33 protein-coding genes and 1 tRNA gene are annotated in these 25,672 nt (G+C 65.8%); 15 read left to right on the top strand and 19 right to left on the bottom strand.

What is annotated here, in order from left to right:
• Window positions 1–39 precede the first annotated feature (39 nt).
• From IFT54_RS01275 to IFT54_RS01265, 3 genes are all read left to right on the top strand, one after another.
• Window positions 40–1,026 carry an MJ0042-type zinc finger domain-containing protein gene (locus IFT54_RS01275; RefSeq protein WP_244648445.1) on the top strand — a complete coding sequence of 329 codons (987 nt, stop codon included), beginning with the start codon at window positions 40–42 and terminating at the stop codon, window positions 1,024–1,026.
• A gap of 162 nt (window positions 1,027–1,188) precedes the next feature.
• Window positions 1,189–1,275: transfer RNA gene (locus IFT54_RS01270), tRNA-Leu, on the top strand.
• A 92-nt stretch (window positions 1,276–1,367) separates the two neighbouring features.
• Entirely contained in the window at window positions 1,368–1,523 is a 156-nt protein-coding gene (locus IFT54_RS01265; RefSeq protein ID WP_166746558.1) for a hypothetical protein, read from the top strand.
• Here IFT54_RS01265 and IFT54_RS01260 read toward each other — a convergent pair.
• Both IFT54_RS01260 and IFT54_RS01255 read right to left on the bottom strand, forming a co-directional pair.
• Window positions 1,520–2,227 (bottom strand): PilZ domain-containing protein, encoded by a 708-nt coding sequence (locus tag IFT54_RS01260; protein ID WP_192069374.1) that lies wholly within the window; start codon window positions 2,225–2,227, stop codon window positions 1,520–1,522. The two genes, IFT54_RS01265 and IFT54_RS01260, sit on opposite strands and share 4 nt — an antisense overlap.
• 212 nt (window positions 2,228–2,439) lie before the next feature.
• Window positions 2,440–2,907, bottom strand: coding sequence for a hypothetical protein (locus IFT54_RS01255; RefSeq protein WP_031395526.1), 468 nt, complete (start codon window positions 2,905–2,907; stop codon window positions 2,440–2,442).
• 324 nt (window positions 2,908–3,231) lie between these two features.
• Between IFT54_RS01255 and IFT54_RS01250 the strand changes: the two genes are divergently transcribed.
• The 5 genes from IFT54_RS01250 to IFT54_RS01230 all read left to right on the top strand — a co-directional run bounded on the left by IFT54_RS01250 (window position 3,232) and on the right by IFT54_RS01230 (window position 8,677).
• Complete coding sequence (locus tag IFT54_RS01250; RefSeq protein WP_156360361.1) at window positions 3,232–3,393, top strand: hypothetical protein; 162 nt, start codon at window positions 3,232–3,234, stop codon at window positions 3,391–3,393.
• A gap of 100 nt (window positions 3,394–3,493) precedes the next feature.
• Window positions 3,494–4,624, top strand: coding sequence for a type III polyketide synthase (locus tag IFT54_RS01245; protein ID WP_446740651.1), 1,131 nt, complete (start codon window positions 3,494–3,496; stop codon window positions 4,622–4,624).
• Window positions 4,618–5,316 carry a methyltransferase domain-containing protein gene (locus IFT54_RS01240; protein WP_192069372.1) on the top strand — a complete coding sequence of 233 codons (699 nt, stop codon included), beginning with the start codon at window positions 4,618–4,620 and terminating at the stop codon, window positions 5,314–5,316. Before IFT54_RS01245 ends, IFT54_RS01240 begins: the two co-directional genes overlap by 7 nt.
• Window positions 5,313–6,398 (top strand): NAD(P)/FAD-dependent oxidoreductase, encoded by a 1,086-nt coding sequence (locus tag IFT54_RS01235; RefSeq protein ID WP_342354742.1) that lies wholly within the window; start codon window positions 5,313–5,315, stop codon window positions 6,396–6,398. Before IFT54_RS01240 ends, IFT54_RS01235 begins: the two co-directional genes overlap by 4 nt.
• 119 nt (window positions 6,399–6,517) lie before the next feature.
• Window positions 6,518–8,677 carry a transglycosylase domain-containing protein gene (locus IFT54_RS01230; protein ID WP_192069370.1) on the top strand — a complete coding sequence of 720 codons (2,160 nt, stop codon included), beginning with the start codon at window positions 6,518–6,520 and terminating at the stop codon, window positions 8,675–8,677.
• Here the strand turns inward: IFT54_RS01230 and IFT54_RS01225 are convergent.
• Genes IFT54_RS01225 through IFT54_RS01215 form a run of 3 tightly spaced genes read right to left on the bottom strand, consistent with a single transcriptional unit; the run spans window position 8,653 to window position 10,362 of the window.
• A complete protein-coding gene (locus IFT54_RS01225; RefSeq protein WP_192069369.1) occupies window positions 8,653–9,327 on the bottom strand; it encodes a YgjP-like metallopeptidase domain-containing protein in 675 nt (224 codons plus the stop codon). The genes IFT54_RS01230 and IFT54_RS01225 overlap by 25 nt on opposite strands.
• Before the next feature lie 4 nt (window positions 9,328–9,331).
• Complete coding sequence (locus IFT54_RS01220) at window positions 9,332–9,766, bottom strand: YcgN family cysteine cluster protein (RefSeq protein ID WP_031395091.1); 435 nt, start codon at window positions 9,764–9,766, stop codon at window positions 9,332–9,334.
• Window positions 9,763–10,362, bottom strand: a complete 600-nt coding sequence (locus IFT54_RS01215; RefSeq protein ID WP_166746565.1) for an SCO family protein — start codon at window positions 10,360–10,362, stop codon at window positions 9,763–9,765. Before IFT54_RS01215 ends, IFT54_RS01220 begins: the two co-directional genes overlap by 4 nt.
• 74 nt (window positions 10,363–10,436) lie before the next feature.
• On the opposite strand from IFT54_RS01215, the gene IFT54_RS01210 reads away from it, so the two are divergent.
• Window positions 10,437–11,093 carry an ankyrin repeat domain-containing protein gene (locus IFT54_RS01210; protein WP_244648442.1) on the top strand — a complete coding sequence of 219 codons (657 nt, stop codon included), beginning with the start codon at window positions 10,437–10,439 and terminating at the stop codon, window positions 11,091–11,093.
• 60 nt (window positions 11,094–11,153) lie between these two features.
• Here IFT54_RS01210 and IFT54_RS01205 read toward each other — a convergent pair whose 3' ends face one another.
• From IFT54_RS01205 to IFT54_RS01155, 11 genes are all read right to left on the bottom strand, one after another.
• Complete coding sequence (locus IFT54_RS01205) at window positions 11,154–11,651, bottom strand: MmcB family DNA repair protein (protein ID WP_031395094.1); 498 nt, start codon at window positions 11,649–11,651, stop codon at window positions 11,154–11,156.
• 124 nt (window positions 11,652–11,775) lie between these two features.
• Window positions 11,776–12,399, bottom strand: coding sequence for a cell wall hydrolase (locus IFT54_RS01200; protein ID WP_234387597.1), 624 nt, complete (start codon window positions 12,397–12,399; stop codon window positions 11,776–11,778).
• A 189-nt stretch (window positions 12,400–12,588) separates the two neighbouring features.
• Window positions 12,589–12,915: a DUF1491 family protein gene (locus IFT54_RS01195; protein ID WP_107931056.1), complete on the bottom strand. Its 327-nt coding sequence runs from the start codon at window positions 12,913–12,915 to the stop codon at window positions 12,589–12,591.
• 10 nt (window positions 12,916–12,925) lie between these two features.
• Entirely contained in the window at window positions 12,926–13,405 is a 480-nt protein-coding gene (locus tag IFT54_RS01190; protein ID WP_031395097.1) for a PaaI family thioesterase, read from the bottom strand.
• The gene (locus IFT54_RS01185) at window positions 13,395–13,862 is read right to left on the bottom strand and encodes a PTS sugar transporter subunit IIA (RefSeq protein ID WP_192069368.1); all 468 of its coding nucleotides are present in this window, start codon (window positions 13,860–13,862) and stop codon (window positions 13,395–13,397) included. Before IFT54_RS01185 ends, IFT54_RS01190 begins: the two co-directional genes overlap by 11 nt.
• 102 nt (window positions 13,863–13,964) lie before the next feature.
• Window positions 13,965–14,561, bottom strand: a complete 597-nt coding sequence (gene hpf / locus IFT54_RS01180) for a ribosome hibernation-promoting factor, HPF/YfiA family (protein ID WP_031395099.1) — start codon at window positions 14,559–14,561, stop codon at window positions 13,965–13,967.
• A gap of 49 nt (window positions 14,562–14,610) precedes the next feature.
• A complete protein-coding gene (dnaQ, locus tag IFT54_RS01175) occupies window positions 14,611–15,303 on the bottom strand; it encodes a DNA polymerase III subunit epsilon (RefSeq protein WP_192069677.1) in 693 nt (230 codons plus the stop codon).
• Between the two features lie 7 nt (window positions 15,304–15,310).
• A complete protein-coding gene (coaE, locus tag IFT54_RS01170; RefSeq protein ID WP_192069367.1) occupies window positions 15,311–15,898 on the bottom strand; it encodes a dephospho-CoA kinase in 588 nt (195 codons plus the stop codon).
• Window positions 15,895–16,710, bottom strand: a complete 816-nt coding sequence (locus IFT54_RS01165; RefSeq protein WP_192069366.1) for a shikimate dehydrogenase family protein — start codon at window positions 16,708–16,710, stop codon at window positions 15,895–15,897. Before IFT54_RS01165 ends, coaE begins: the two co-directional genes overlap by 4 nt.
• A gap of 124 nt (window positions 16,711–16,834) precedes the next feature.
• Window positions 16,835–17,428: a Maf family protein gene (locus tag IFT54_RS01160; protein ID WP_192069365.1), complete on the bottom strand. Its 594-nt coding sequence runs from the start codon at window positions 17,426–17,428 to the stop codon at window positions 16,835–16,837.
• Entirely contained in the window at window positions 17,425–18,240 is an 816-nt protein-coding gene (locus tag IFT54_RS01155) for a pyruvate, water dikinase regulatory protein (RefSeq protein ID WP_031440906.1), read from the bottom strand. The genes IFT54_RS01160 and IFT54_RS01155 overlap by 4 nt, the downstream gene beginning before the upstream one ends.
• A 349-nt stretch (window positions 18,241–18,589) precedes the next feature.
• Between IFT54_RS01155 and hemE the strand changes: the two genes are divergently transcribed.
• The 4 genes from hemE to IFT54_RS01135 all read left to right on the top strand — a co-directional run bounded on the left by hemE (window position 18,590) and on the right by IFT54_RS01135 (window position 22,563).
• The gene (gene hemE / locus IFT54_RS01150; protein WP_192069364.1) at window positions 18,590–19,618 is read left to right on the top strand and encodes a uroporphyrinogen decarboxylase; all 1,029 of its coding nucleotides are present in this window, start codon (window positions 18,590–18,592) and stop codon (window positions 19,616–19,618) included.
• Window positions 19,615–20,076: a CopD family protein gene (locus IFT54_RS01145; protein ID WP_192069363.1), complete on the top strand. Its 462-nt coding sequence runs from the start codon at window positions 19,615–19,617 to the stop codon at window positions 20,074–20,076. The genes hemE and IFT54_RS01145 overlap by 4 nt, the downstream gene beginning before the upstream one ends.
• A gap of 273 nt (window positions 20,077–20,349) precedes the next feature.
• Window positions 20,350–21,606 (top strand): transcription termination factor Rho, encoded by a 1,257-nt coding sequence (rho, locus tag IFT54_RS01140; protein ID WP_031395107.1) that lies wholly within the window; start codon window positions 20,350–20,352, stop codon window positions 21,604–21,606.
• 237 nt (window positions 21,607–21,843) lie between these two features.
• Entirely contained in the window at window positions 21,844–22,563 is a 720-nt protein-coding gene (locus IFT54_RS01135; RefSeq protein ID WP_031395108.1) for a TerC family protein, read from the top strand.
• Window positions 22,564–22,651: 88 nt separating this feature from the next.
• On the opposite strand, the gene IFT54_RS01130 is transcribed toward IFT54_RS01135, so the two are convergent.
• The 3 genes from IFT54_RS01130 to IFT54_RS01120 are packed head-to-tail and all read right to left on the bottom strand — an operon-like array spanning window position 22,652 to window position 24,023.
• Window positions 22,652–22,837: a hypothetical protein gene (locus IFT54_RS01130; protein WP_192069362.1), complete on the bottom strand. Its 186-nt coding sequence runs from the start codon at window positions 22,835–22,837 to the stop codon at window positions 22,652–22,654.
• 14 nt (window positions 22,838–22,851) lie between these two features.
• Complete coding sequence (locus tag IFT54_RS01125; protein WP_192069361.1) at window positions 22,852–23,553, bottom strand: dienelactone hydrolase family protein; 702 nt, start codon at window positions 23,551–23,553, stop codon at window positions 22,852–22,854.
• Window positions 23,550–24,023, bottom strand: coding sequence for a methylated-DNA--[protein]-cysteine S-methyltransferase (locus tag IFT54_RS01120; RefSeq protein ID WP_192069360.1), 474 nt, complete (start codon window positions 24,021–24,023; stop codon window positions 23,550–23,552). The genes IFT54_RS01125 and IFT54_RS01120 overlap by 4 nt, the downstream gene beginning before the upstream one ends.
• Before the next feature lie 56 nt (window positions 24,024–24,079).
• On the opposite strand from IFT54_RS01120, the gene IFT54_RS01115 reads away from it, so the two are divergent.
• A complete protein-coding gene (locus IFT54_RS01115; RefSeq protein WP_031440901.1) occupies window positions 24,080–24,334 on the top strand; it encodes a DUF6489 family protein in 255 nt (84 codons plus the stop codon).
• Between the two features lie 8 nt (window positions 24,335–24,342).
• Complete coding sequence (gene mnmE, locus IFT54_RS01110) at window positions 24,343–25,623, top strand: tRNA uridine-5-carboxymethylaminomethyl(34) synthesis GTPase MnmE (protein WP_192069359.1); 1,281 nt, start codon at window positions 24,343–24,345, stop codon at window positions 25,621–25,623.
• The last annotated feature ends 49 nt before the right edge of the window (window positions 25,624–25,672 follow it).

Here is a 25,672-nt window from a genome sequence, read left to right as displayed (position 1 = left end):
GAACGGCCCCGTCCCGCGGCCCGCAGTGAATCGTGCCCGATGATCCTCCAATGCCCCGAGTGCAGCACACGCTATCTGGTCCCCGACAGCGCGATCGGCACCGAAGGTCGGACCGTGCGCTGTGCCAATTGCCGCCACAGCTGGTTCCAGGCCGCGACGGACGTCACGGCGCCAGACGCGCCAGCCGCCGCGGAGGCAATGCCTGCGGCCCCGCTGGGCTTCGCGCCCCCACCGCCGTTCGGCGCGGCTTTCGATGCCGAGCCCGCCGCGCCCCCGGTCTGGCCAAATCCGGCGTGGCCCAATCCGTCCTCGCCCACCCCGTCCGGGGTTCCGATGTCTTCGCCGCCTTCGGCCGCGCAGACCGCCGACGATCTGCCGCCGCCGATCATCCGACCCTTTGCGCCATTGGCTGCCCAGCCTGCCGCCGCGCCGGCCGCCACGTCGAATGTCGCGGATGAGCAGGCCGAGCTGCCAGCGGTTGCGACGACCGTGCCGGCTACGACCACCGACAGCGCCGCCCCGCCCTCCTATGCGGGAAGCCGGAGCGACGCCGATTCCTATGATGCATTCGCACATGCCCCGCCGTTCCGCGCACGGCGCAACACCACCCGGCTGTGGACGATCGGTGCGGTGGCGGCCGGGCTTCTGATGCTGCTGGGCGTCGCTGCGATCCTCTATGTCGGCGCACCTGGCCTTGCGACGCAGCTTGGACTCGTGACGGGCGCGGACGAGACACCGCTGCGACTGCGCGACAATCCGATCGAGCGCCGCGAACTGGACAACGGATCCGAGCTGTTCGCGGTCAGCGGCCAGGTCACCAATCCCTCCGATTCGACGCAGCGCGTGCCGGACATCCGCGCCGAGCTGCGCGATGCACAGGGCCGGATCGTGTATAGCTGGACGATCACCCCGCAAAAGCGGACGCTGACACCCGGCGCGGCGATCGATTTCAACTCTGCCAAGCTCGACGTGCCGTCGAATTCGAAACGGCTCGAACTGAGCTTTGCCGGCGAAAACGCCTCCTGATCCGGTTCCGCCGCCCCGACGCGGGGGCGGCATAGGGCCCTGCGACATGATTTTCTCGCAGCGGCGCGCATTCGATGGCAAAAGGGCGTTGCGGGATCGCAAAAGCCTTGCTAGTGGCACCGGCCTACCAGCTAGCCGGCTTGTCCGGTCAGTGTTTCACGTGCGGCCGTGGCGGAACTGGTAGACGCGCAACGTTGAGGTCGTTGTGGGCGAAAGCCCGTGGAAGTTCGAGTCTTCTCGGCCGCACCACTTTCCTCGTTTCTATCGACCCGGATTAGAACCACCCCCATGGGGGACATGACGGTCCGTCCTGCGGGATCCTGTCAAAGCGGAGCACGGCGATGGCCGATTCGATCGACGACCAGATCATCGAAACGCCCGATGGCCCGATGACGTTCGCGCAGTGGAAGAAGAAACACCCCGTGCAGCTCCCGTCGCGCCGCACCAAGGGCAAGAAGCTTCCCAACAAGGTGAAGTTGACGACCGACGAGGTTTAGTCGCCGGTCGTCGTTGCCAGGCCCCTGGGAGGGGGGATGGGGACCTGACAATCGGGGTTTGACTCCAGCACCCGGGACAAAGTCACGAGCGATAGCGGCGCAACGAAGCGAAGCCCGAATCGGTTGCCACGTCGCCAGCAGATTGCCGCAAAAATCGCGAGTCCGCCGGGATCGACGACGAGCTGGGCCGCCTGCCCCTGTGAAAAATGCTCGCAGAGCGACGTCGCGACCTCGAGTTTCGCGCCACCGGTCGAGATATCGACCAGCCTTGCGGCATACCAGCACCCCTCGACATTCAGCCTGACCGGTGCCGAGACGACGAATCGCGGCGATCGGGCGATCATCCCGGCGGCGTCGCGCGTCGCGAAGACGGGGTCGATCACATGCGGCTGGTCGAAATCGACTCCTGCGCGAAACCCGTCGACCCAGCGGACGGTGGCGCGAAGCAGCGGCATGCCCCGCACCTTGATCTCGAGCATCTCACCAAGCGCCGGCAGCGTGGTGAATCGCGCCTTCAAACCGACGGTCGAAATGTCATGGACGAGACAGATCGAGCCGCGGTCGGCATGGATGACCCGGCCGATCAGCAGGACAGTCGCATGGCGTCGACCGGCACGCCGGTCGCGGTCCGCGGGCCGGCGCAGATCTGCTCCGCTCCCGCCGTCACCGCCGGTTGCGTCTTCCTCGTCAGGCCCCGAGAGCACGCGCCGTCTCCCCGCCGCCATGCGATCGGGAGGCGCGACGCGCGATTAGCACGCACCGCCCTGTCGGTGCGCGGTAGCGCCATCTGGTGCCTGAGCCTGGTCTGCCTTGCCGCACATTTGATATCCCCGAACGGTGTCGGCGAACCGTGCTAGGCGCGGCTTAACTAATTACTACAAAACCGAAATTACTGTAATACCGTGCTGAATGCCGGTCAGCGTCGGGCGATCGCGGTGAGGTAGCCGGCGACCGCGTCATAGCCGGCTGCGCTCAGCGAGATTTCGATGCGACGCCGATCGGTCGGGTCGTTGACGCGGTCGATCAGCTTCAGCTTGTGGAGGTGCTCGATCCAGCGTTGCGACGTGGTGACCGGTGCATCCGCCATCGCGACCAGCGCCTTGACGTTGGTCGGCCGGTGATCGCGGTGCGAAACGAACAGTGCGACGAGCATGTCCCAAGCCGGCTCGTGGAACAATTCGCCCGGCAGGAAGCGACGGCGCAGTTTACGATGCGCCAGAATCTCCTTGGCCCGGGCGACGAGCATTTCCTCGCTGATCGGGCTCGTCGCATCCTCGGCCCGCTGGTCGACGACCCGCGATGCCCGCGCCGTGAACTCCTCGCTGACGGCGGCCAGCCTCGATCCCAGATCCTTGATCAAGTCGGCAACGGATTCGTCTTTCACCACATGCTCCCGGTCGCCCACAGGGTCTTAAGCCCATAATGACCCAAATATGGCGGCACGCCGGCATAATGGTCAACATCATTCAGCTATCTGTTTTACCGCTCTATTCTTTTAGGTACCCGCGATAGTCTCGGAACTTTCTTAAGATATGCAAAACGGGTTGAAATCTGTTCAGTTTGGTTGTGATTGGTGGCTTGCCCCGTGTGGGTTTTTGGGCTGCAACAGGTAGAATTTGTACCAATGTGAAACCAATATAAGGTTTGATCGATTTTGCCCGCGTCCGGCATGATCCTCCGGCTCGGACGCCCTCCTCGGAGATACGCGATGAATGCTGCACGCACCTATGAGCTTCTGCAGGAAGCCTGTCGCGCGCTCGAACAGGCGGGCGATCATGCGATTGCGGCTTATGTCGGTGTCAGCATGGCGATGGTCGAGGAGAAGTACCTGGTCGGGCACGACCATCTCGACCCGATCGATCAGGACTAAAGCCAGCGCGGTTCCGCATGCCAAGGGCTTGTTATAGCCGCATGTCGGGCCGATGTCCGGACGTCACGCGTTGGCCGTATCAACCGTGCGAAAGGATGTCGTGCCCGCTTCCCTGCCTGCCTATCTGAACGCGATCGGGACTGCGGTCCCCGGCCATGACATTCACGAGGCGTTTATCCGCTGGGCACGCGACCGGGTCGATGCCCGTTCGGCCAGGCTGTTCGATCGGATGGCGGGTCGATCGGGTATCGCGCACCGCTGGTCGGTGCTGCCGCCGACAAAGGCCATCGCGGTTGCGGACGGCGTCGACAGCGGCGACACGCAGCGGCTGCATGCCGGATCTCCGGTCGACCCCGGCGGCTTTTACGCGATCGATCCGCATCCCGGCACCGCGGAGCGGATGGCCATCTATGCCGACGCCGCACCCGGTCTTGCCATCGAGGCCATCGCCGCGCTTCAGGAAACGATCGCACTCGGCACGATAACGCATCTGGTGGTGGCGAGCTGCACGGGGTTCGTCGCGCCCGGCATCGACCAGATCATCGCCCGCAGGCTCGCGCTGCCCGCGACGGTCGAGCGGCTGCTGATCGGGTTCATGGGATGTTATGCCGCGGTCGTCGCGCTCCGCAGCGCGCGGCATATCGTCCGGTCGGAGCCCGGCGCACGCGTCCTGGTGGTCACCGTCGAACTGTCCACGCTGCACCTGCAGGCCGTGTCCGAGATCGAGCCGCTGCTGGCGATGCTCCAGTTCGGCGACGGCGCCGCGGCGGCGCTGGTGACCAGCGATCCGAGCGGATTCGAACTCGAAGCGCCGTTCGCCACCGCATTGCCCGATAGCGAGGCGTTGATCCGCTGGGACATCACCGACCAGGGCTTTGCGATGCACCTGTCCGGAGAAGTGCCGGGGCGGATTGCGCAGGCGCTCGCCGATCCCGCCTTCCGTGCCGCCGCGAGCGGCGGGCGCCCCGCGGATACGGTCGACGGATGGGCGGTCCATGCCGGCGGGCGATCGATCCTCGATGCGGTCGAGCATGCCCTGACGCTCCCGGCGGATGCGCTCGACGCGTCGCGCGCGGTACTGTCGGCGAACGGCAACATGTCGTCCGCGACGCTGATGTTTGTGCTGCAGCGGTTGCTCGCGGGTCCGGACATCGCGCGCGGCGTCGCGCTGGCGTTCGGCCCGGGTCTTGCGGCCGAGGGTATCGGCTTCCGAAGCGCACCGCGATGTTGACGACGCGGGCGCAAGCCGAGGAACTGATGGACGCCGACGACCTGTCGCCGGAGACCTATGCCGCGGTGGTCGCCGATCTTGCGAAGGTGAATGTCGTGACGATGGCGGCGCGTCCGACGCTTGCCTTTCTGAAGCGGGTCATCGCGGGCCGGACGCGGCTGAGGTTGCTCGATGTCGGGTTCGGCGATGGCGACATGCTTCGGACGATCGAGCGCTGGGCTCGCAGGCGAGGCGTGAACACCGAACTGGTCGGGGTCGACCTTAATCCCCGCAGCGAACAGGCCGCGCGCAGGCATACGGACGCGGGATCGACGATCCGCTATGTCACGGGGGATTACGCCGATCTTGCCGGTAAGACGGGTGGGGAACCCCGCTGGGATGCGATCGTCAGCAGCCTGGTCGCGCACCATATGAGCCATGCGCAACTGATCGCCTTCCTTCGGTTCATGGACACGCATGCGCGGTGCTGGCTGATCAACGACCTGCATCGCCACGGCTTTGCGCATCGCGGATTTCCGATTCTGGCACGGCTCGCGCGCTGGCATCCGATCGTGCGTCACGACGGGACGCTGTCGATCGCGCGGTCGTACCGGCCCGACGAATGGCCGGCGATCCTCGACGAGGCGGGGATCCGCGGTGCGCGCGTGTTCCGGGCGTTCCCGTTCCGACTGTGCGTCGAACGGCTGCGGTGACCGCGACGCGCGCGCTGATCGTCGGCGGCGGGCCGGCAGGGGCGGCGGTCGCGATCGAGCTTGCACGCGCGGGCCTGCCGCATCTGTTGATCGAGCGTAGCCGCGAGACGGGCGACGCCTTGTGCGGCGGGTTCCTCAGCTGGCGGACGCTCGACACGCTGGCGCGGCTGGGGATCGATCCGGATCAGCTCAACCCAGCGCGAACGACGACCGTCCGGATCTTCGCCGGTAGCCGCGTCGCGCATGCCGCGCTGCCAAGGCCTGCGCTATCGGTGTCGCGACGGCGACTCGACACCGTTCTGCTCGCCGCCGCGGTGGCGCAGGGCGCAGCGATCGAACGCGGGGTGACCGTCCGGGCGATCGAAGACGGCCAGGTGCGGACCGCCGATGGCGCGGTACTCGCCGCGCCCGCGCTGTTCCTCGCCAATGGCAAGTCGGATGTCCGCGGGACCGCGCGGCCGGCAAGCGCCCGCGGCGCCGATCCGACGCTGGGGATACGCGTCCGCATCGTGCCCCCGCCAGCGATGGCACGCGCGCTGGCGGGGCAGATTGACCTGTATCTCTTCGACCGGGGCTATGCCGGGCTTGCGATGCAGGAAGATGGCAGCGCGAATCTGTGCATGGCGGTACATCGCTCGCGGTTGCAGGAGGCGGGAACGCCGGCGGATCTGCTCGCCGAACTCGGCCGCGCGATACCGGCGCTCGGCGAATGGGTCGCCGCGATCGCGCCGGATGCGACGATCGATGCGATCGCCAACGTCCCCTATGGCTGGCGCCAAACGACGGGGCAGGCGGGGCAGTACCGGCTGGGCGACCAGGCGGGGGTGATCCCCTCGCTGGCGGGCGAGGGCATGGGCATCGCGCTGGCCAGCGGACTCGCCGCCGCGCGCGCCTATCGCACCGACGGGGCAGGGGGTGCAGCGGCGTGGCAGCACCAGTTGGCGCGGACGCTCGCGCGGCCGATCGGGGTGGCGGGCGCGGTGCGTCGGGTGGCCGAAAGCCGCGGTGCAGCCCGGCTTATCCCCTTCGCGCATCCCGTACTGATCCGAATGCTCGCGCAGGCGACCCGGATCGGCGCGTGACGCGCCGTCGCGCGGCGATGAATACTGTCGACGAAACGCCGGGCGGAGTGCGCGTGCCGCGGGCGGTCGCGCGAACCGCTTGTCGGCGCCGCGGTTAAGGCGTATTTCGTCGACCCTTCATGGCTCGCGCGCGTCCCGCTTCCCGCCCCTCTCGGCCTCGCTCCTCATGGCGCCGCCGGTTTGTCCTCCTCCTGAAGGTTCTCGCCGGTATAGCCATCCTCGCGCTCGGCGCGCTGGTGATCGCGATCTACATCGCCCGCGCGCAGCTGCCGAGCTTCGAAAGCCTCAAATCCTCGCCCAACGGCCAGATGATCCGGGTGCATGCCGCCGATGGCAGCGTGATCGTGTCGATGGGGCCGAGTTTCGGCGAATGGCTTTCCTATGGCCAGATCCCCGCGGTGATGCGCGACGCGACCGTCGCGGTCGAGGACCGGCGCTTTCGCTCGCATCTCGGTGTCGATCCGGTCGGGATCGCTCGCTCGGTCAAGGTACGGTTCGATCGCGGGCGCTGGACGCAGGGTGGGTCGACGATCACGCAGCAGTTGGCCCGCAACGTCTTCCTGAACAACCAGAAGAAGTTCGGGCGCAAGTTCCGCGAATGGATCCTGGCGTTCGCGCTCGAGCGCAAGTTCAGCAAGGACCAGATCCTCGAACTCTACCTCAACAAGGTCTATTATGGCGGCGGCGCCTACGGAATCGACGCCGCGTCGCGCAAGTTCTTCGGCCACGGGGCGGACCGCCTGTCGCTGGCCGAAGCGGCGGTGATCGCAGGGCTCGTCAAGGCACCGTCCAACTATTCGCCGACTGCCGATGCCGAGGCCGCGATGGGCCGCGCGGGCGTCGTGCTGAAGACGATGGCGGAAACCGGCGTCATCAGCGCGAGCGAGGCCGCCGATGCCGATGTGCAGGGGCTCAAACTGGCGCCCGAGCCGAAGCAGAACAGCGTCCGCTACTTCACCGACTGGGCCTTGCCGCAGCTCGACACGCTGATCGACGAGACCGAGGCGCCGCTCGAGGTGTGGACGACGCTCGACCTCTCGATGCAGCGCGATGCCGATGCCGCGATCCGGGCGAATGCCCCCCCGGGTGCGCAAGGCGCTTTGGTGTCGCTCGACCGCGATGGCGCGGTCAAGGCGATGGTCGGCGGCAAGGACTATGTCTCGTCGATCTACAACCGCGCGACACAGGCGGTCCGCCAGCCCGGTTCGGCGTTCAAGCTGTTCGTGTATCTCGCCGCGCTCGAGGCCGGGCACAAGCCCGAGGATTCGATCGTCGACGAACCCGTGACGATCGACGGATGGAGCCCGCGCAACGATTCGCGGCGCAATTCCGGTGCGGTCAGCCTGCGCACGGCCTTTGCCTATTCGCTGAACACCGTCGCGGCCAAGCTGGGGCAGGAGGTCGGTTTCACGACGGTCGCGGACATGGCGCGGCGGTTCGGGATCACGACGACGGTCAACACGCATCCCTCGATGGTGCTGGGCACGTCGGAGGTCCGCGTGATCGACATGACGCGCGCCTTTGCCAGCGTCGCGAGCAAGGGCGTCGCGGTGACCCCCTATGGCATCACCCGCGTGACCGCGAACGGCCAGACGATCTACACGCATGAGGTCGATCGCAGCCACGTCCTCGTCGCCCCCTATGTCGCCGCCGAGATGACCGACCTGTTGCAGACCGCGGTCAACACCGGCACCGGGCGAGCCGCGCAGATCGGCCGCCCGGTGGCGGGAAAGACGGGCACGACGAGTTCGTCGAAGGATGGCTGGTTCCTCGGCTTCTCGAGCGGCATCACCACCGGCGTCTGGATGGGCCGCGACGACGCCAAGCCGATCTCCGGACTGCACGGCGGTACGGCACCGGCGCGCGCCTGGGCGGCTTTCATGAAGCCCGCCACGGCCAATCGCCCGATCGAGCAGTTCGAGACGCAGGTGACCCTGCCCGAATGGCAGCTCGAACCCGATGAGGAGAGCTATTTCGGCCAGCCGGACAACGGCCAGATGATGGTCGACGAGAATGGCAATCCGATCGAGCCTGGCGGTGTCCCGGATATGCCGAGCGATGCCCCGGCGGGCGAGCCGATACCGCGCCCCGATGCGGACCCGTCCGACCAGGCACCGCAGGTGCCGCAGCAGCAGTTGAACCAGGACTGGATCGACAGGGTGACGGGCCGGGACGCACCACGCCGCGAACCCGTCGCGCCGCAGCCACGCGCGCCCCAGCGGGACTGGTCACGCGAGAGTTCGCGCGATCGCTTTCAGGACGATCGACCGACCCAGTGAAGCGCCGCGCCATGCGTGCGTAGCCAGACTCGCGCCGGGGTCGGATCCTCACCATAGAGATCGGCGACGAGCGCGTGGAAGGCGGGCGCGTGGTTCATGTGGACGCGGTGGGCGACCTCGTGCGCCACCGTTGCCCGCCGTACAAAGCCGGGGGCGAGGATCAGCCGCCAGCTGTAGCGGATCACCCCGCTCGACGCGCAGCTGCCCCAGCGGCCCCTGGCATCGCCGATCGCGACCTGCGTGACGCTCACCCCCGCCTTGGCGGCATATTCGGCGGTTTCCTGGTCCAGCAGGCCCAGCGCGGTACGCTTGAGCCATGCCTCGACACGGCGCGCAATCGTCTCGACGGGACCGGACAGCGACAGGATCGCGCCGTCGCGGACCACCGTGCGGCGGCTGCCCGGGGCCCACGCGATCGTCACCGGCTCGTCGGCGACCATCACGACCGCACCGGGAACGAAAGGCTGCGGCCGCGGCAGACGCGCGCGCTGTTCCGCGATCCAGTCCGCCTTCTCCTCCGCCCAGGCCAGTGCCTGCTTCAAGGCCGCCCGCTTGGGCAGGACGAGCCTGGCACGGCCGCTGGCGGGATCGATCGACAACCGTGCCCGGCGTGCGCGCGGATGCCGGATGATCTCGAGACCGTCGATCACCGCGTCAGAGTTCGCGGTCGATCACGTGATATTCGAGCTCGCCGGCCTCGTCCTCGCTGATCGTCCAGCCGCGGACCGACTGTTTGGCGCGGTGCACCGCCTCGCGATCGCCGCAGACGAGATAATGCCACTCGGGAAGCTGCTCGCCCGCCGCACGCAGGCGATAGGCGCAGGTCGAGGGCAGCCAGTCGATATCGCGGACATTCGACGTCGTCAGCCGCACGCATTCGGCAACATAGGCATGGCGGTGGCGATAATCCGAACACTGCCCGCTGCGCCGGTCGAGCAGCCGGCACGATACGTTGGTCGCGACGAGCTCGCCGGTATCCTCGTCCTCGAGTTTGTGGATGCAACATTTGCCGCAACCGTCGCACAGGGCTTCCCACTGGCCGCGGTCGAGCTTCTCGATCGGCGTGTCTTCCCAGAATCTGGCGCTCATCGGGCCCAGCGCTTGATGTCATCGGCCAAGGCCTGTGGTCCCTTATCCTGTGGCAGCAGCGCGAGAGGCTTGCCGTCCGGATCCATCAGATAGGCCTGACGCGAGTGATTTACGAGGTAACCGCCACCGGGCGCGGCATCCCCCTTGGCCGAGAAGATCGCGAATTCCTTCTTTACGGTCTCGATCGCCGCGGGACTGCCGGTGAGCCCGACGATGCGCGGATGAAAGGCGGTGACGAACTGCTTGACGACCGCAGGGGTGTCACGCGTCGGATCGACGGTCACGAAGATCGGCACGATCCGCGCCGCAAGCGCCGGATCGCTGGCCTCGAGCAGTTTCATCGCGCCGCCGATCGTCTGCATGTCGGTCGGACAGACGTCGGGACAGAAGGTGTAGCCGAAATACATGATCCGGTATTTGCCCGCGAACCGGCGGTCGCTGACCTGTTGGCCGTCCTGATCGACGAGCGTGAACGGCCCGCCGATCCGCGCCCCGGCAAGCGGCGGCGTCGCGGGCGCCGCGCTCGTATCGGGCGCAGAAGGGCTGCACGCCGCGAGCGCGAGGGCGGCGAGAAGGGCGGGGCGTCGATTGGTCATGATACAGCCAGCCTTGATCTGTTAGCCCGTGCGGCGCAAGCGTCGCACATCACCCGCGTCCCGAGGATCTATCGATGTCGTATATCCGCCAGTGCCCCGCCCTGACGACGGGCGCCAAGACCATGGGCGCCCTGTTGATGGGAGCCGTGATCGCGCTTCCCGCCGCCACCGTGATCGCCCCGCGTGTCGCACACGCGCAGAACCAGTCGGAAGGCTATAAATTCCTGAATGCGGTGCGTGAGTCGAAGAACAACGAGGTCCTCGAAATGCTCGGACGTCCGGGCAGCAGCATCGTCAATGCACGCGACGTCTCGACAGGCGAGGGCGCGTTGCACATCGTCATCAAACGTGCCGACGAGACCTATCTGCGGTTCCTGCTGCAGAAAGGCGCCGACGCCAATCTGCGCGACGGTAAGGGCAACACGCCGCTGCTCCTCGCGGTGACGCTCGGCCAGACCGACATGATCCCGATCCTGACCGCCGCCGGCGCCAATCCGAATCTTGCCAATTCGGCAGGAGAGACTCCGTTGATCCGCGCCGTTCAGCGCCGCGACGTTGCCATGATCCGCGTGCTGCTCAACGAAAACGCCGACCCCGATCAGGCCGATATCATCGCCGGCATGTCGGCGCGCGATTATGCCAAGCAGGATGGTCGCAACGTCGTGGTGACCAAGCTGCTGGCCGATGCGCCGAAGAAGACCCGCAAGGCGGTCGCGGGGCCGAAATTCTGACGATCACGTCGCCGGGCGGCTGATCCTGCCGCGTATCGTGAGGATCAGCCGCCAGCCGGATCAGAAGGCGAGACCGGCGGCGTCGGGATCGACCTGTGCGATCAGGCGGCGTGCGGCGCGTCTGGCGAAGGCTAAAGTGCAGCGCTTGCGGACATGCGCGGGCAGGGGGGTCGTATGCGCCTCACGGACGATCGCGGCGTCATAGCGGTCAGCGACGATGATCCCGGTACGTTCGGGCAGAAACGCCGCCCCCTGCAACGGCCGCATGTCGAACCCGGCCGGCACCGCCCAGAAATAGCGATCGCAATGCCCGAGATATTCAGGCCATTTGCCATCCCCGACCAGATCCGCGCGCGACACTTTGATCTCGACGACGACGATCTGCCCGCGGGCATCGATCGCCATCAGATCGGCGCGACGGCCCCCGTCAAGGGGAACCTCCGCCATCGCGGTCAGGTCGTGGCGCAACAACATCCGGATCACGCCGCGTGCCACGTCGGCAGCACATAAGGGCGATCCGGGTTCGTCGATGCAGGAGTCCGGTGGGCTGTCGAGCATGCGCCAGAAATAGAACAATCCGCGAACGACGCAAGCGCGTTCACGGATTGTTTATAGCGTTGGCGATTGGCGATGCAGGTGGGATGCTGATCATGAACCAGATCCTGTCCGGATCGGCTGTCGATCAGCGATAGAAGACGTGGTTGCCGATCGAGGCGACCTTGATGACGCGACCCGCAGGGCGGCGATCGGCGGTGTTGAAATACAGCGCCTTCTCGGCCGGGCTGTTCCACGCATCGGCCAGTGCGACCTTCGCGACGGCGATGGCGGTCCGGTACGACGTGCCCTTGTTGATCGCGGGGATCTGGCCGCCGCGGACAAAGCTGAACTGGCCGCGCTGCTTGACGACGTCGCAGACGTCGGCGGGGAAACGACCCGACTTGGCGCGGTTGATGATGACTTCGGCGACAGCGAGCTGACCGGTGAGCGGCTCGCCCTTGGATTCAAAATAGATGGCGCCGGCAAGGCACTGGAGCGCTTCGTCGGCGGCGGCGCTATCCTGCGCGGCAACGGCCTGAGCGAGCGTTTCGAATTCTTCGTCTTCGATTTCGGCCGACGTCTGGACGGCGGTCTGTGCAGCGGGCTCGACGGCGGTGACGGGCGTCACGGCGGGAACGGTCTGCGGAACATTCTGAGAGGAGAGGGCGTTTAGATTTGCGAGTGCGGTGAGGCTGGCGGTCGAGCGATCGACGCCGGTGGCCTGGCTGGGCGCGCTGTTGCCGAACAGGCCGGCGAGAGAGAAGGTCATGACCGCAATCGTTGCGGCCCGCTGCAAAATCGTCATTCAAACTTATTCAGATGCGGTTGGACCACGGAACCAATCGTACGAGCCGATCGTCCGGGTATCCCCCCGACTGCGTAACTGATCCGGATCGCACCCGTCCCAGCACAACGCCAATCAATGTTGAATATCCCCTCTATCGGGGGGACTTTGGAGTCAATCGGCCAGGATTGTTTCAGCGGCGAACCGTTCCGCCGCTGCGACATCCACCTCGATCACCCAGAGATCTGGATCGCTCGACCGCCGTCGACGCCAATAGCCGTCGAGGTCTTCGGGCGGAGTCGAGTCGATCAGTGCCGTTCGCCCATCGGCGCCGATCCCGCGCTCGAGCAGGCGGGGCAGGGCGCCCCGATCGATGGCGACCACGAGGATTGCGCCGCCCTGTGCGTCCCCTTTGGCGAGCACCGCACCAAAACCGCCCGCGTCGTTGACCCGACGGAGCAACGCACTGACGAGGACGCCGCTGGGAAGACGGTCGCTCATCGCAGGACCATCACGGCAGCGGACGCGGCGAGACGCGGTATCCGGGAAGCCCGGCCAGGGCGATCCGCGAGCGCATGAACGTACCCGTCCCCCGCGCCGCCTCCTCCCCCTCGGCGTCGATCAGCCGGGCATCGGCGACGAACACGCGGCGCTTCCCGCTGATCCAGCGGCCTTCGGCGATGACCGGACCCGCTTTTAACGGCCGGGTCAGCAACAGGTTGAACGCGGTCGTCAGGAGAAAGCGATCGGTGACGAGACTGTTGGCGGCATAGAAGGCGGCATCGTCGAGCATCTTGAAATAGCTCGTCCCGTGCGCGGCACCGCCAGCATGATAATGACGTTCGTCGATCGTGAACCGGATCCGCGCAACGCCAGCCTCCGGAATCTCGAGCGTGGATTCGAAGAAGCGGTTGATCGGCGCACAGGCGTAGAGCGATTCCAGCGCACGAAAATGTGCCTCGGCGCCGGCGGAGGCCAGTTCAGGCGGCATCGCGGACCGCATCGGCGGTGAACAGCGCATAGAGCGCATCGGTCGAACCCGCACCGCGCAGCTTGTCGAGGAACAACTTGTCGCGCAGCCGGCGCGATATCCGCGCCAGTGCCTTCAGATGAACCGCGCCGGCGTCGGTCGGCGACAGCAACATGAAGACGAGATCGACGGGCAGATCGTCGACGGCCTGAAAATCGATCGCCTGCGCCAGTCGTGCGAACACCGCCGTGATCTGTGTCAGTCCGTCGAGCTTGGCATGCGGGATCGCGACACCACCCCCAAATCCCGTCGAGCCCAGCTTTTCGCGGGCAATCAGACGGTCCGCAATACTCTTCGCGTCGCCTTCGACAATGTCGGCAGCAAGCGTGGCGACATGGTGAAGCACGGCCTTTTTGTTTGCCGCGACCATGCCGGTCAGGACCGCGTCCGGACGCAGCATATCACTGAAGTCATTCATGCTGTTCATGTCTCAAAAGCGCCCCCGCACGCCCCGCCTTAACGGTTTGCACGGGGGCGTAAAGCGCAGCGTCACAACAGCTGTTGCGGCTTGCGCGCTCTATTAGGGTGCGGCGGATGCCGAACGTTGCGGTTCGACCCAGCCGATCGTGCCGTCACCGCGGCGATAGACCATGTTATGCGCGCCAGTACCCGCATTCATGAACAATAGTGCGGCGGTATTGCGAAGATCGAGCATCATCACCGCGTCGGATACGCTGGCCTCGGGGATGTCGACGCGCGTCTCGGCAATGATCAGGGGCGCATCGGGGGCATCGTCCTCGGTGACCTGCTCCTGAAACAGCGTATAGCTTGCATTGTCATAGCCGTTGCTTTCCGCGATCGCCACGGCTTCACCCGCATGGCGATCCTTCAGGCGACGCATATAGCGGCGAAGCTGGGTTTCGATCTTGGCCGCGGCGCTGTCGAACGCGGCACGGGCGTCATAGGCATCGGCATGGCCCTTGAGCACCAGCCCCTTCATGACATGCGCGACGATATCGCATTTGAAGCCGGCATCATGCGGCCCCTTGCCGAACGTGACCTCGGCGGAAATGGCGCGCGAGAAATACTTGTCGGCGATACCCTGGAGTCGGTCTTCCACATGGCTGTTGAGCGCATCGCCAGTGGCGACCTGATGACCAGAAATCCGGATATCCATTATCGTCTCCTTCTCATCGGACGGTCCTATTGGCTCCGTCCGCCCGGCGTCATCCGGACGCCACGGCCCCCCAAATCGGATCCTTGATCCCCTTCATAAACGCGGCATGGGCCGCAAGGTCTCCCTCGCTGACCGTGAAAACGCGTGGTTGCCGAACGACACGAGGCGTCGGTGCGACGACCGGAGTCGCAGCGGTGACGGTCCGCTCGCTGAGCAGGCCGAGACCGATCTGGCGACCACCCAACAGCTCGACATAGACCTGCGCCAGAAGCTGCGCGTCGAGCAGCGCGCCGTGGAGAACGCGGTGACTCCTATCGATCCCGAACCGCGAACACAGCGCATCAAGCGAATGCTTCGCGCCCGGATGACGGCTGCGGGCGATCTGCAGCGTATCGATCATCCGGTTCAGGTGAATGATCGGCCGTCCGCATTTGACGAGTTCGCCGTTGAGAAACGAGAAATCGAAGCTCGCATTATGCGCGATCATCGGCGCATCGCCGACGAAATCGAGCAGGTCCGCCACGCCCTCGCCGAACCGCGGCTTGTCGGCAAGAAACGCCTGGCTCAGCCCGTGGACGTTGAACGCCTCGACCGGCATGTCCCGTTCGGGATGGTAATAGGCGTGGAAGGTGCGCCCTGTCTCTACCCGGTTGACCATCTCGACACAGCCGATCTCGACCATGCGATCGCCACCGGAAAAGCTGAGGCCGGTGGTTTCGGTATCGAAGACGATCTCACGCATCCGGCTGTTATCGGCGCTCACGTCCCGTCACGCAAGCGATCACCGCACGAACCTGCGCGCGGGTTTCGTCGAAACTCGTGTCGGTGCGAATGACATGATCGGCACGCGCGCGTTTCTCGGAATCGGGTGTCTGGCGGGCGAGGATCGCGGCGAAACGCTCGGCGGTCATGCCGGGGCGGGCGAGCACGCGGGCCCGCTGGACATCTGCGGCGGCGGTCACGACGACGATGCAGTCGACGCGCGCGTCACCGCCGGTTTCGAACAACAGCGGCACGTCGAATACGACCAGTGCGCCGGCATGAGAATCGAGAAACGCCTGACGCTCCTCACCGACCGCGGGATGCACGATCGCCTCGAGACGGCGGATCGCATCGTCGTCGCCGAACACCGTTGCGCCCAGTCGTGTACGGTCGACCGCGCCGTCATGGACGGTGCCGGGAAACGCGGCGCCGATCGGTTCGACGAGTCGGCCACCGACACTCTGCAGTCGGTGGACCGTCGCATCGGCGTCGAACACGGGGACACCTTCTTCCGCGAACATCGCGGCAACGGCGGATTTGCCCATGCCGATCGATCCGGTAAGCCCGATGATCATGCGGTGAGCAGCGCGCGCAAGGCCTCGTCGCGGTCCCGCGGAGGTTCCACGTGGAACAGAATCTCGAACGCAACCGCCGCCTGGCCGATCAGCATCTCGAGCCCGTCGACGGTTTCGAGATCGCGCGCGCGGGCGGCCTTGAGCAGTCCGGTCTCGAGCGGCGAATAGACGATGTCATAGACGAGCGAGTCGGAATCAAGCGCGGCGAGATCGAGGTCGAGGGGTGGCTGGCCGGCCATGCCAAGGATGCTCGCATTGACCAGCAGCCGCGACGGCGGGACCGCCGGGCCGATCGGCAGCGCCTGTCCCTTGAGCCCGAATGTCGACAGCAACGCCGCCGCCTTTAAAGGATTGCGGTTGAGGATCGTCACCGGACCGACGCCCATACGCGACAGGGCGAAGAGGATCGCCCGCGCCGCGCCGCCTGCACCGATCACGGTGACGGGCTGGCCGGCGATATCGAGATCGTCGATCGGCGCCCAAAACCCCGCGGCATCGGTATTCGTACCGATGCAGTCCCCGGCGGAATTGCGGAACACGGTGTTGATCGCGCCGATCGAACCCCGGACGTCGCCGGGGTCGGACACGTGGTCGATCGCCGCCAGCTTGTGCGGCATGGTGATATTGCACCCCCGCCATGCGGGATCGCTCTTTCGCGCGGCGAAATAGGCGGGAAGCTGTTCCGCGGTGACGTGCTTGTGCCGGTACTCGGCGTCGATTCCGAGCGCGTCGAGCCAGAAGCCGTGGATCAGTGGCGATTTCGATTGGGCGATCGGATCGCCGATCACTTCGGCATAGGGGCGAGGGGTCATTCAGAGCTCCATAAGATCCCGGGCTGGGTGGCCGGCGTCGACGCCGCCACCGCGCATCGATCGCGTGTAATCGATACCGCCGGGATTGCCAGACGAACGCCGATGCCCGTCAGCTGCCCGCATGCTAAGCGGGGAGTGCACCGCGGGTCCGGAGGAAATCGAGCACGTTCAGCAGCGGCATCCCGAGAACGGTAAACTGGCTGCCGTCGATCTTCGTGAAGAGCTGCGCGCCTGGACCCTCGATCCGGTAACAGCCGACACACCCCGCGATCGCAGGCCACTCGGTATCGAGATAGGTTTCGATGAACGCGTCGGACAGCGGCCGGACATGCATCCGCGCGCGCTCGACATGGCGCCACACCGGTCGGCCATTCTCCGCGATGACCGCCGCGCTCCACAGGTCATGATGCGTGCCCGACATCCGTCGCAGATGCGCGGCCGCGTCATCGCGATCGACCGGTTTGTCGAGGATCGTGCCGTCCTCCAGCGCGACGAGCGAATCGCTGCCAAGGACGAGATGCCCCGGCATCCGCGCCGAGACCTTCGTCGCCTTGAGCTCGGCAAGCGCGTCGGCAAGATCTCGGGGTGACAGCGCGACCAGGGCCGCCTTGGCCGCATCCTCATCGACACCTGCAAAGGTCGCATCGAACGCGACGCCCGCCGCGGTAAGCATCGCGCGACGCGACGCGCTCTGCGACGCGAGAATCAGGAAGCTCATGCCTCGGGCCGGCGCTGGTTGCACAGCGCGATGATCGCCGCCGCGGTTTCCTCGATCGACCGCCGTGTCACGTCGATCACCGGCCAGCCATTGTCCGCGAACATCCGCCGCGCAAAGGCGAGTTCGCGCATCACGGCCTCTTCCTCGACATAGGAGGTGTCCGGTGCCTGATGCAGCGACAGCAGCCGGTTGCGGCGCACCTGGATCAGCCGGTCGGCGCTGGTCGTCAGCCCGACGATCAGCGGCTTTCGCAAGGCGTAGAGGATCTTCGGCGGCGGGCTTTCGACGACGATCGGGATGTTCGCGGTCTTGTAGCCGCGGTTGGCAAGATAGATCGAGGTCGGCGTCTTCGACGAGCGCGAGACGCCGGCGAGGACGATATCGGCCTCCTCCCATTCTTCCCACGCGATCCCGTCGTCATGTGCGATCGTCCACTGGATCGCGTCGACACGCGCGAAATAGGCGGCGTCGAGGACGTGCTGACGACCCGGCCGTGCCTTGGCCTGCTGCCCCAGCAGTCCCGAGAGCGCATCGTTGACCGGATCGAGCGGCGCGACCGCGGGGAGACCTAGCGCAAGGCAGCGTTGTTCGAGGATTCGCCGCGTCGCGGGGTTCACCAGGGTGAAGATCACGAGCCCGGGATTCTGCGCGACCTCCTGAAGGATGCGCTCGAGATGTGCCTCGGTGCGGACCATTGGCCAGAAATGGCGGACGGTCTCGACATCGTCATATTGCGCGAGCGCGGCCTTGGCGATGTTCTCCAGCGTCTCGCCCGTCGAGTCCGACAGCAGGTGAAGATGGAGCCGTATCATAGGTCGCATAGCCCTGCCGCGAGGGGCCATCGGGATGAATCTGTGGATAACATGCGGATAAGGGCTAGCGTAACTCATGCCTCCCGCCAAGCGGGCCGGTCGCTGTGTATAAGTCACCTTTTATCCACAGGGCCGCGCACAGCCCAAAAAGTTATCCACAGGCTGTGGGTTGCGGGGGCCGTTGAATCGAATCAGCGCGTTTGTACGGGTGTGCAGAGGTCAAGCTGTTGGTATTTCCGGGATCACCGCATAAGTCCCGTGATCAACCGCCCAACCACTACAACAACCTCTTTCTTGAATCTTCTTATAGTAGAAGAAGGGTGCTCCGCTGACCGATACGACCCCCAATATGCCGACCTTCAAGCCGCTTCTGGCGACGTTGCGCGGCGACCGTCAGGCGACCCCGCCGCTGTGGCTGATGCGCCAGGCCGGGCGCTATCTTCCCGAATATCGCGCGCTCAGGGCTGAAAAGGGCGGGTTCCTCGCGCTCGCGACCGATCCCGAGGCCGCAGCCGAGGTGACGCTGCAGCCGATCCGCCGGTTCGGCTTCGACGGCTCGATCCTGTTCTCGGACATCCTGATGATTCCCTGGGCGCTGGGGCAGGATCTGAGCTTCGGGGTGGGTGAGGGGCCGCGGCTCGAACCCGCGCTGGTCGATCATGCGCTCGATCGCCTGCAGTCGGTGCCGGAGCGGCTGGAGCCGGTCTACGAGACCGTCACGCGGGTCGCCGAGGCCTTGCCGCCCGAGACAACGTTCCTGGGCTTTGCGGGGTCTCCCTGGACGGTTGCAACCTATATGGTGTCGGGCAAGGGCAGCAAGGATCAGGGCGAGACGCGGCGTTTCGCCTATCGCGATCCGGCGGCCTTCGGAGCGATCATCGATGCGATCGCCGACAACACCGTCGAGTATCTCGTCCGCCAGATCGAGGCGGGAGTCGATGCAGTCCAGTTGTTCGACAGCTGGTCGGGATCGCTGTCGCCTGCGCAGTTCGAACGCTGGGTGATCGCGCCGACCGCGCGGATCATCGACGAACTCCATGCGCGCTGTCCCGGCCTGCCGGTGATCGGCTTTCCGAAGGGGGCAGGGGGCAAGCTCCCCGCCTATGCGCGCGAGACGGGGGCCGATGCGATCGGGCTCGACGAGACGGTCGATCCGGTCTGGGCGCATGCGTCGCTGCCCGCCGACCTGCCGGTGCAGGGCAATCTCGATCCGCTCGCGCTGATCGCGGGCGGTGCGGATCTCGATGCGGCGATCGACCGGATTCTCGGGGCGTTCGGTGATCGTCCGCACGTCTTCAATCTGGGGCACGGTATCCTGCCCGACACGCCGATCGCGCATGTCGAGCAACTGATCGCCCGCGTCAGGAGCACGACATGAGCGGTTTTCTCGGGGCGGCCTATGACTGGGTGAAGGCCGCACACCTGATCTTCGTGATCTTCTGGATGGCGGGGCTGTTCATGCTACCGCGCTATCTCGTCTATCATCAGGAAGCGCTGGCCGCGGGCAATGCAGCCGAGGCGGCGAGCTGGATCGAGCGCGAGGGCAAGATCCGGAAGATCATCCTGACGCCGGCGATGATCGTCGTCTGGGTGCTGGGACTCGCGCTCGCGCTCAACCTCGGGCTGGCGGACGGCGCGCCGGGGCTGGGGTGGCTGCATCTCAAGATGCTGCTGGTGTTCCTGCTGACGGGCTATCATGGCTGGACGGTCGGCTACGCCAAGAAGCTCGCGGCGGGGAAGCCGACGCTGACGGGCAAGCAGTTGCGGATGCTCAATGAGATTCCTGCGCTGGCGGTGACGCTCATCGTCGTGCTGGTGATCGTCAAGCCGTTCTGACTCCCCACGTCATCCTGGACTTGATCCAGGATCCAGAGCGGCGGAGGACACCGTTTGTGGCTCTGGATCCTGGGTCGAGCCCCAGATGGCGGTCGAGGCGGTCGCCCCGTCACCGCTTGACTAACCGCCCCCCCAATTCTACCTCAATTCCCAGCACGGCCTCCTGGCGTCCTGCCCGGTCGTGTGGTCCTGCCTGTTCGGCTCGCCCAGTTCCGCTTTCCAGCGCACCCGCAGACCGAACCTGTTCCCGTTGATCGCTATCCGGAAATCCCCATGCATCTCAAAGACCTGAAGAAGAAGAAGCCCGCCGAGCTGGTCCAGCTGGCCGAGGAACTGGGGGTCGAGAGCGCCTCGACGCTGCGCAAGCAGGACCTGTTGTTCGCGATCCTGAAGGTGCAGGCAGACAATGGCGACCAGATCATGGGACTCGGCACGATCGAAGTGCTGCCCGATGGTTTCGGCTTCCTGCGCTCGCCCGAGTCCAACTATCTCGCCGGGCCCGACGATATCTATATCTCGCCGAACCAGGTGCGGAAGTTCGGCCTGCGTACCGGTGACACGGTCGAGGGCGAAATCCGCGGGCCGAAGGACGGCGAGCGCTATTTCTCGCTGGTGAAGCTAACGGCCGTCAATTTCGACGATCCCGACGTCGTCCGCCACCGCGTCAATTTCGACAATCTCACGCCGCTCTACCCCGAGAGCAAGCTGACGCTCGATCCCGCCGACCCGACCGTCAAGGACAAGTCGGCGCGTGTGATCGACATCGTGTCGCCGCAGGGCAAGGGCCAGCGCACGCTGATCGTCGCCCCGCCGCGCGTCGGCAAGACGGTCATGTTGCAGAACATGGCCAAGGCGATCACCGACAACCACCCTGAGGTGTTCCTGATCGTCCTGCTGATCGACGAGCGTCCCGAGGAAGTCACCGACATGCAGCGCAGCGTGAAGGGCGAGGTCGTCAGCTCGACGTTCGACGAACCCGCGCAGCGCCACGTCCAGGTCGCCGAGATGGTGATCGAAAAGGCCAAGCGCCTGGTCGAGCACAAGAAGGACGTGGTGATCCTGCTCGACTCGATCACGCGTCTGGGTCGTGCCTACAACACCGTCGTGCCGTCGTCGGGCAAGGTCCTGACCGGTGGTGTCGATGCGAACGCACTGCAGCGTCCGAAGCGCTTCTTCGGTGCGGCACGCAACATCGAGGAGGGCGGCTCGCTCTCGATTATCGCGACCGCGCTGATCGACACGGGCAGCCGCATGGACGAGGTGATCTTCGAGGAATTCAAGGGCACCGGCAACTCGGAAATCGTGCTCGACCGCAAGGTCGCGGACAAGCGCATCTTCCCGGCGCTCGACGTCGGCAAGTCGGGCACGCGCAAGGAAGAGCTGCTGGTCGACAAGGCCAAGCTCTCCAAGATGTGGGTGCTGCGTCGTATCCTCATGCAGATGGGCACGATCGACGCGATGGAGTTCCTGCTCGACAAGATGAAGGATTCGAAGACCAACGAGAATTTCTTCGACAGCATGAATCAATAACCGAGGGCGGCCTGCGCCAAGCTGGCGCAGGACTCGCACCGGTTCGGCCGGCGGGGCAGCGCCCCGACCGACGACATGGGCTTCGTCCATGTCCGGCCAAGAAGACCGACCCAAAATGCGGCACGCGAGAGCAATGGCTTTCGTGTGCCGCTTTGCTATGAAACCCATTGAAATCCGCCATCTCCGCACGTCGGTGGTGGCCCGTCACCGGGAGCTGACATCTTGAGTATCATCGCCATGCTGGCCACCGCCGCATCGGGAGTAACCGGACCCGGTTCACCGCTGGAAATCTGGCAGCACATCGTCGCCGACTTCTCCAATCTCGGCGACCCGAAGGCGCTGGCCGCGTTCGGATCGGTCCTGATGATCGACCTCGTCCTTGCCGGCGACAATGCGATCGTCGTCGGCGCGCTCGCAGCGGGGCTTCCTGCTGACCAGCGCAAGAAGGTCATCCTGATCGGCATCGGCGCCGCGCTCGTCCTGCGCATCTTCTTCGCCCTGATCGTGACGTGGCTGATGGGGATCGTCGGGCTGATCTTTGCGGGCGGCCTGCTGCTGCTGTGGGTCAGCTGGAAGTTCTGGCGTGAAATCCGCGAGGGTGCACAGAACGCCGGCTCCGAGGAAATCGAGGGTGACGAACGCTCGGGGATCAAGTCGTCCAAGGGCTTTGCCAGCGCCGCTTGGGCGGTCGCGGTCGCCGACGTGTCGATGAGCCTCGACAATGTGCTCGCGGTCGCGGGTGCAGCGCGCGAGCATCCGGGGATCCTTGTGATCGGCCTGTTGCTGTCGGTCGCGATGATGGGCCTGGCAGCGAACTTCATCGCGCGGATCATCAACCGCTATCGCTGGATCGCCTATATCGGCCTGGCGGTGATCCTCGTGGTCGCGGTGAAGATGATCTACGAGGGCTGGACCGGTACCGGCGAAACGCTCGGGATCGTCTCGCTGCTCGGCTGATCGGGGCAGCGTCCGGATAAGGAAAAGGCCTCGCCGGGATCGTCCGGCGAGGCCTTTTTCTTGGGCGAGGGGCGCGCGATCGGAGGGATCAGCGGCGGATGATCTTGCCGTTGAACATCCCGGGAATGTCGACCTCGGCACCCTTGGCAAGGCAGATCTTCCCGGTCACCATTCCTGAGACGCGCAGCCGGCAATTCAGACCCACGCGAACCTTTCCAATGACCATCCCGCTGATGTCGGTATCCTCGATGATGTCGAGTGGGCCGGTCATCATGCCCGAAATCGTCTTCACCCCAGATGCTCGGCAAAGAAGGCCGCGGTGCGTTCGTCTGCCAGCTTGGCCGACACATCCGACCGGCGCTCGCCGAACTCGGTCGCGAAGCCGTGATCCTCGCCCGCATAATCGTAGATCGTGACCTTGGGATGATCGTCGAGCCCGGCGTGCATCGCCGCCTGCGCGTCCTTGTCGACGAAATGATCCTCCTCGGGAACGTGGAGCAGCACGGGGTTTGCGACCGCGTGCTTCTCGCCGAGCAGGCCATCGATCCCGACGCCGTAATAGCCGACGCTCGCATCGATATCGGTGCGCGCGGCGGTCATGAAGGCGAGGCGGCCACCGAGGCAATAGCCGACCGCGCCGACCTTTGCGCCGTCACCGAGTTCGCTGCGCGCGGCGCGGATCGTTGCCTCGATATCGGCGATGCCCTTGTCCTGGTCGAACTGGCCCATGAGCTCAAGCGCGCGTTCGAATTCGGGCTTCACGTCCGGGTCGAGCTCGACCCCTGGCTCCAGCCGCCAGAACAGGTCAGGGGCGATCGCGAGATAACCGGCCTCGGCGAGCGTGTCGCACTTGCGGCGGATGCCGGCATTCACGCCGAAGATTTCCTGGATCACGACGATCGCGGCCTTGGGCGTGCCGGCGGGGACCACGCGATAGGCGGTGAAGCTGCCGTCGCCCGCGAGCGTCGGTATGGTGGTGGTGTTCGTCATAGCAATCCTCCTTGCGGCCGTTCGAGATCGAGCAGCCGGGATTTTGTGATCGGGCCTTGGCCTGCGGAATACGCACCAAGCCTGCCCCCGGCTCCGAGAATTCGGTGGCAGGGGACGACGATCGGAAAGGGATTGCGCGCACAGGCCTGGCCGATCGCGCGCGGGCTCGACCCGATCGCCAGTGAGAGGTCGCCATAGCTGGCGGTCCGGCCGTAAGGGATCGCGACGATCGCCTGACGCAGCGCGTCGCCGCGGGGCGTCAGCGATGGTGCGAGCGGAAGGTCGAAGACGGTGAGACGGCCGGCGAAATACGCATTGAGCTGGCGGAGCGCTTCGCGGATCACCGGGTTCATGGTCGCCTCGACGATGCCGTCCCGGTCGATCGCGATCGCGTCGATCCGGTCGGTGCTGCCGGTCACGCGGATCAGCCCGATAGGCGTTGCGATCGAGGCGGCATCCCGCGCATACATTGCCACGCTATGCCGTGCCCCGCCGTGCGGCTCAAGCGCCACCGAAAGGGCCGTCCATGAAGATGAACATCGAAATCGAATGCACGCCCGAAGAGGCCCGCCGCGCGGTGGGGCTGCCCGACCTGACGCCGATCCATGACCGCTATGTCGCGATGATGATCGAGGCGATGCCCGGGCTCGGCGACGGGGCGATGCAGCCCGAGATGATCGAGACGATGATGCGCGGGTGGCAGCCGATGGGCGAGGCGGGGATGGCGTTCTGGAAACGGATGTTCGACGGCGCGACGCAGACGGGCAAAACGGGCGGTTGAGTAACAGAATGACGACGATCTTTGCAGTGTCGAGCGGGCGCCCTCCCGCGGCGATCTCAGTGGTGCGGATATCGGGGTCTGAGGCGTTTGCGGCGGCGGTCGCGCTCGCCGGGCCGCTCCCTGCCGCGCGGCATGCCAGTTTACGTGCTCTGCGTGATGCGAGCGGGACGATGCTCGATCGCGCATTGGTGATCGTCTTTCCGGGCCCGACCACCGCGACGGGCGAGGATCTGGTCGAGCTCCACTGTCACGGGGGACGGGCGGTCATCGCCGCGGTCGAACGCAGGCTTTCGGCGATGACCGGGTTACGACTGGCCGAGCCGGGCGAATTCACCCGTCGCGCGCTTGGCAACGGGCGGATCGACCTGACCCAGGCCGAAGGGCTTGCGGATCTGCTTGAGGCCGAAACCGAGGCGCAGCGTGTTGCCGCGATCACCGCGACCGAAGGCCGCGTGAGCCAGGCGGTGCGCGGCTGGATGGACGCGGTCGCGATGCTGTCCGCACGGATCGAGGCGATGCTCGACTTTGCCGACGAGGATGACGTGACCAGCGATGCGGCGGCCTTCGACGCGGTGTGCGCTGACATCGCAGCGCTGGCGGCTGAGATCGAGACGGTGGTGGCGAGCCCCCCGGTCGAGCGACTGAAAGACGGCCTTCGCGTCGTGATCGGCGGCCCCCCCAACAGCGGCAAATCGACGTTGCTCAATCTGATGGGGGAGCGCGATGCCGCGATCGTATCGCCGATCTCGGGGACGACGCGTGACCGCATCGATGTCCCGGTCTTGCGCAACGGGGTCGCCTATGTCCTGACCGATACCGCGGGTCTGGTTGATACGCTCGATCCGATCGAGGCAATCGGCGTTGCCCGGGCGGAGACCGCGATGGCGACGGCGGACCTGCTGCTGTGGCTGGCTGACACGGCGCCGCCACGCGAAGATGCGATCTGGGTTCACGCCCGAGCCGATCTGCCGGGGCGGGACGGGGGCGTCCCGCCCGGTCGGGTGATTGCCCTCTCGCAAAGCGACCAGGCATCGCTCGACGGCCTCTGGGCTGTGGTCCATGATCGCGCAGCTGCCCTGCTTCCCCGCAATGACGATCTGGCGCTCAAGGCGGATCAGCGCCGACGCTGCGAGCGGGCTGCGGCGACACTGCGTGCGGCGGGCAACGACCCGTTGATCGTTGCGGAGCATCTCCGCGAGGCCCGCACCGGGCTTGCCGTGGTGCTGGGTCTCGACGCAACCGGAGAGATGCTCGACGCACTGTTCGGCCGGTTCTGCATCGGCAAATGATGTTCCACGTGGAACAACTTTGACGCGATCGTCGCGTCGCTCTACGGCA

Source organism: Sphingomonas sp. CFBP 13714, from assembly GCF_014842205.1.
Classification (GTDB): Bacteria; Pseudomonadota; Alphaproteobacteria; order Sphingomonadales; family Sphingomonadaceae; genus Sphingomonas; species Sphingomonas aerolata.
Note: the sequence above shows the minus strand (reverse complement) of the source record. Positions and strands in the feature narration are given on the sequence as shown.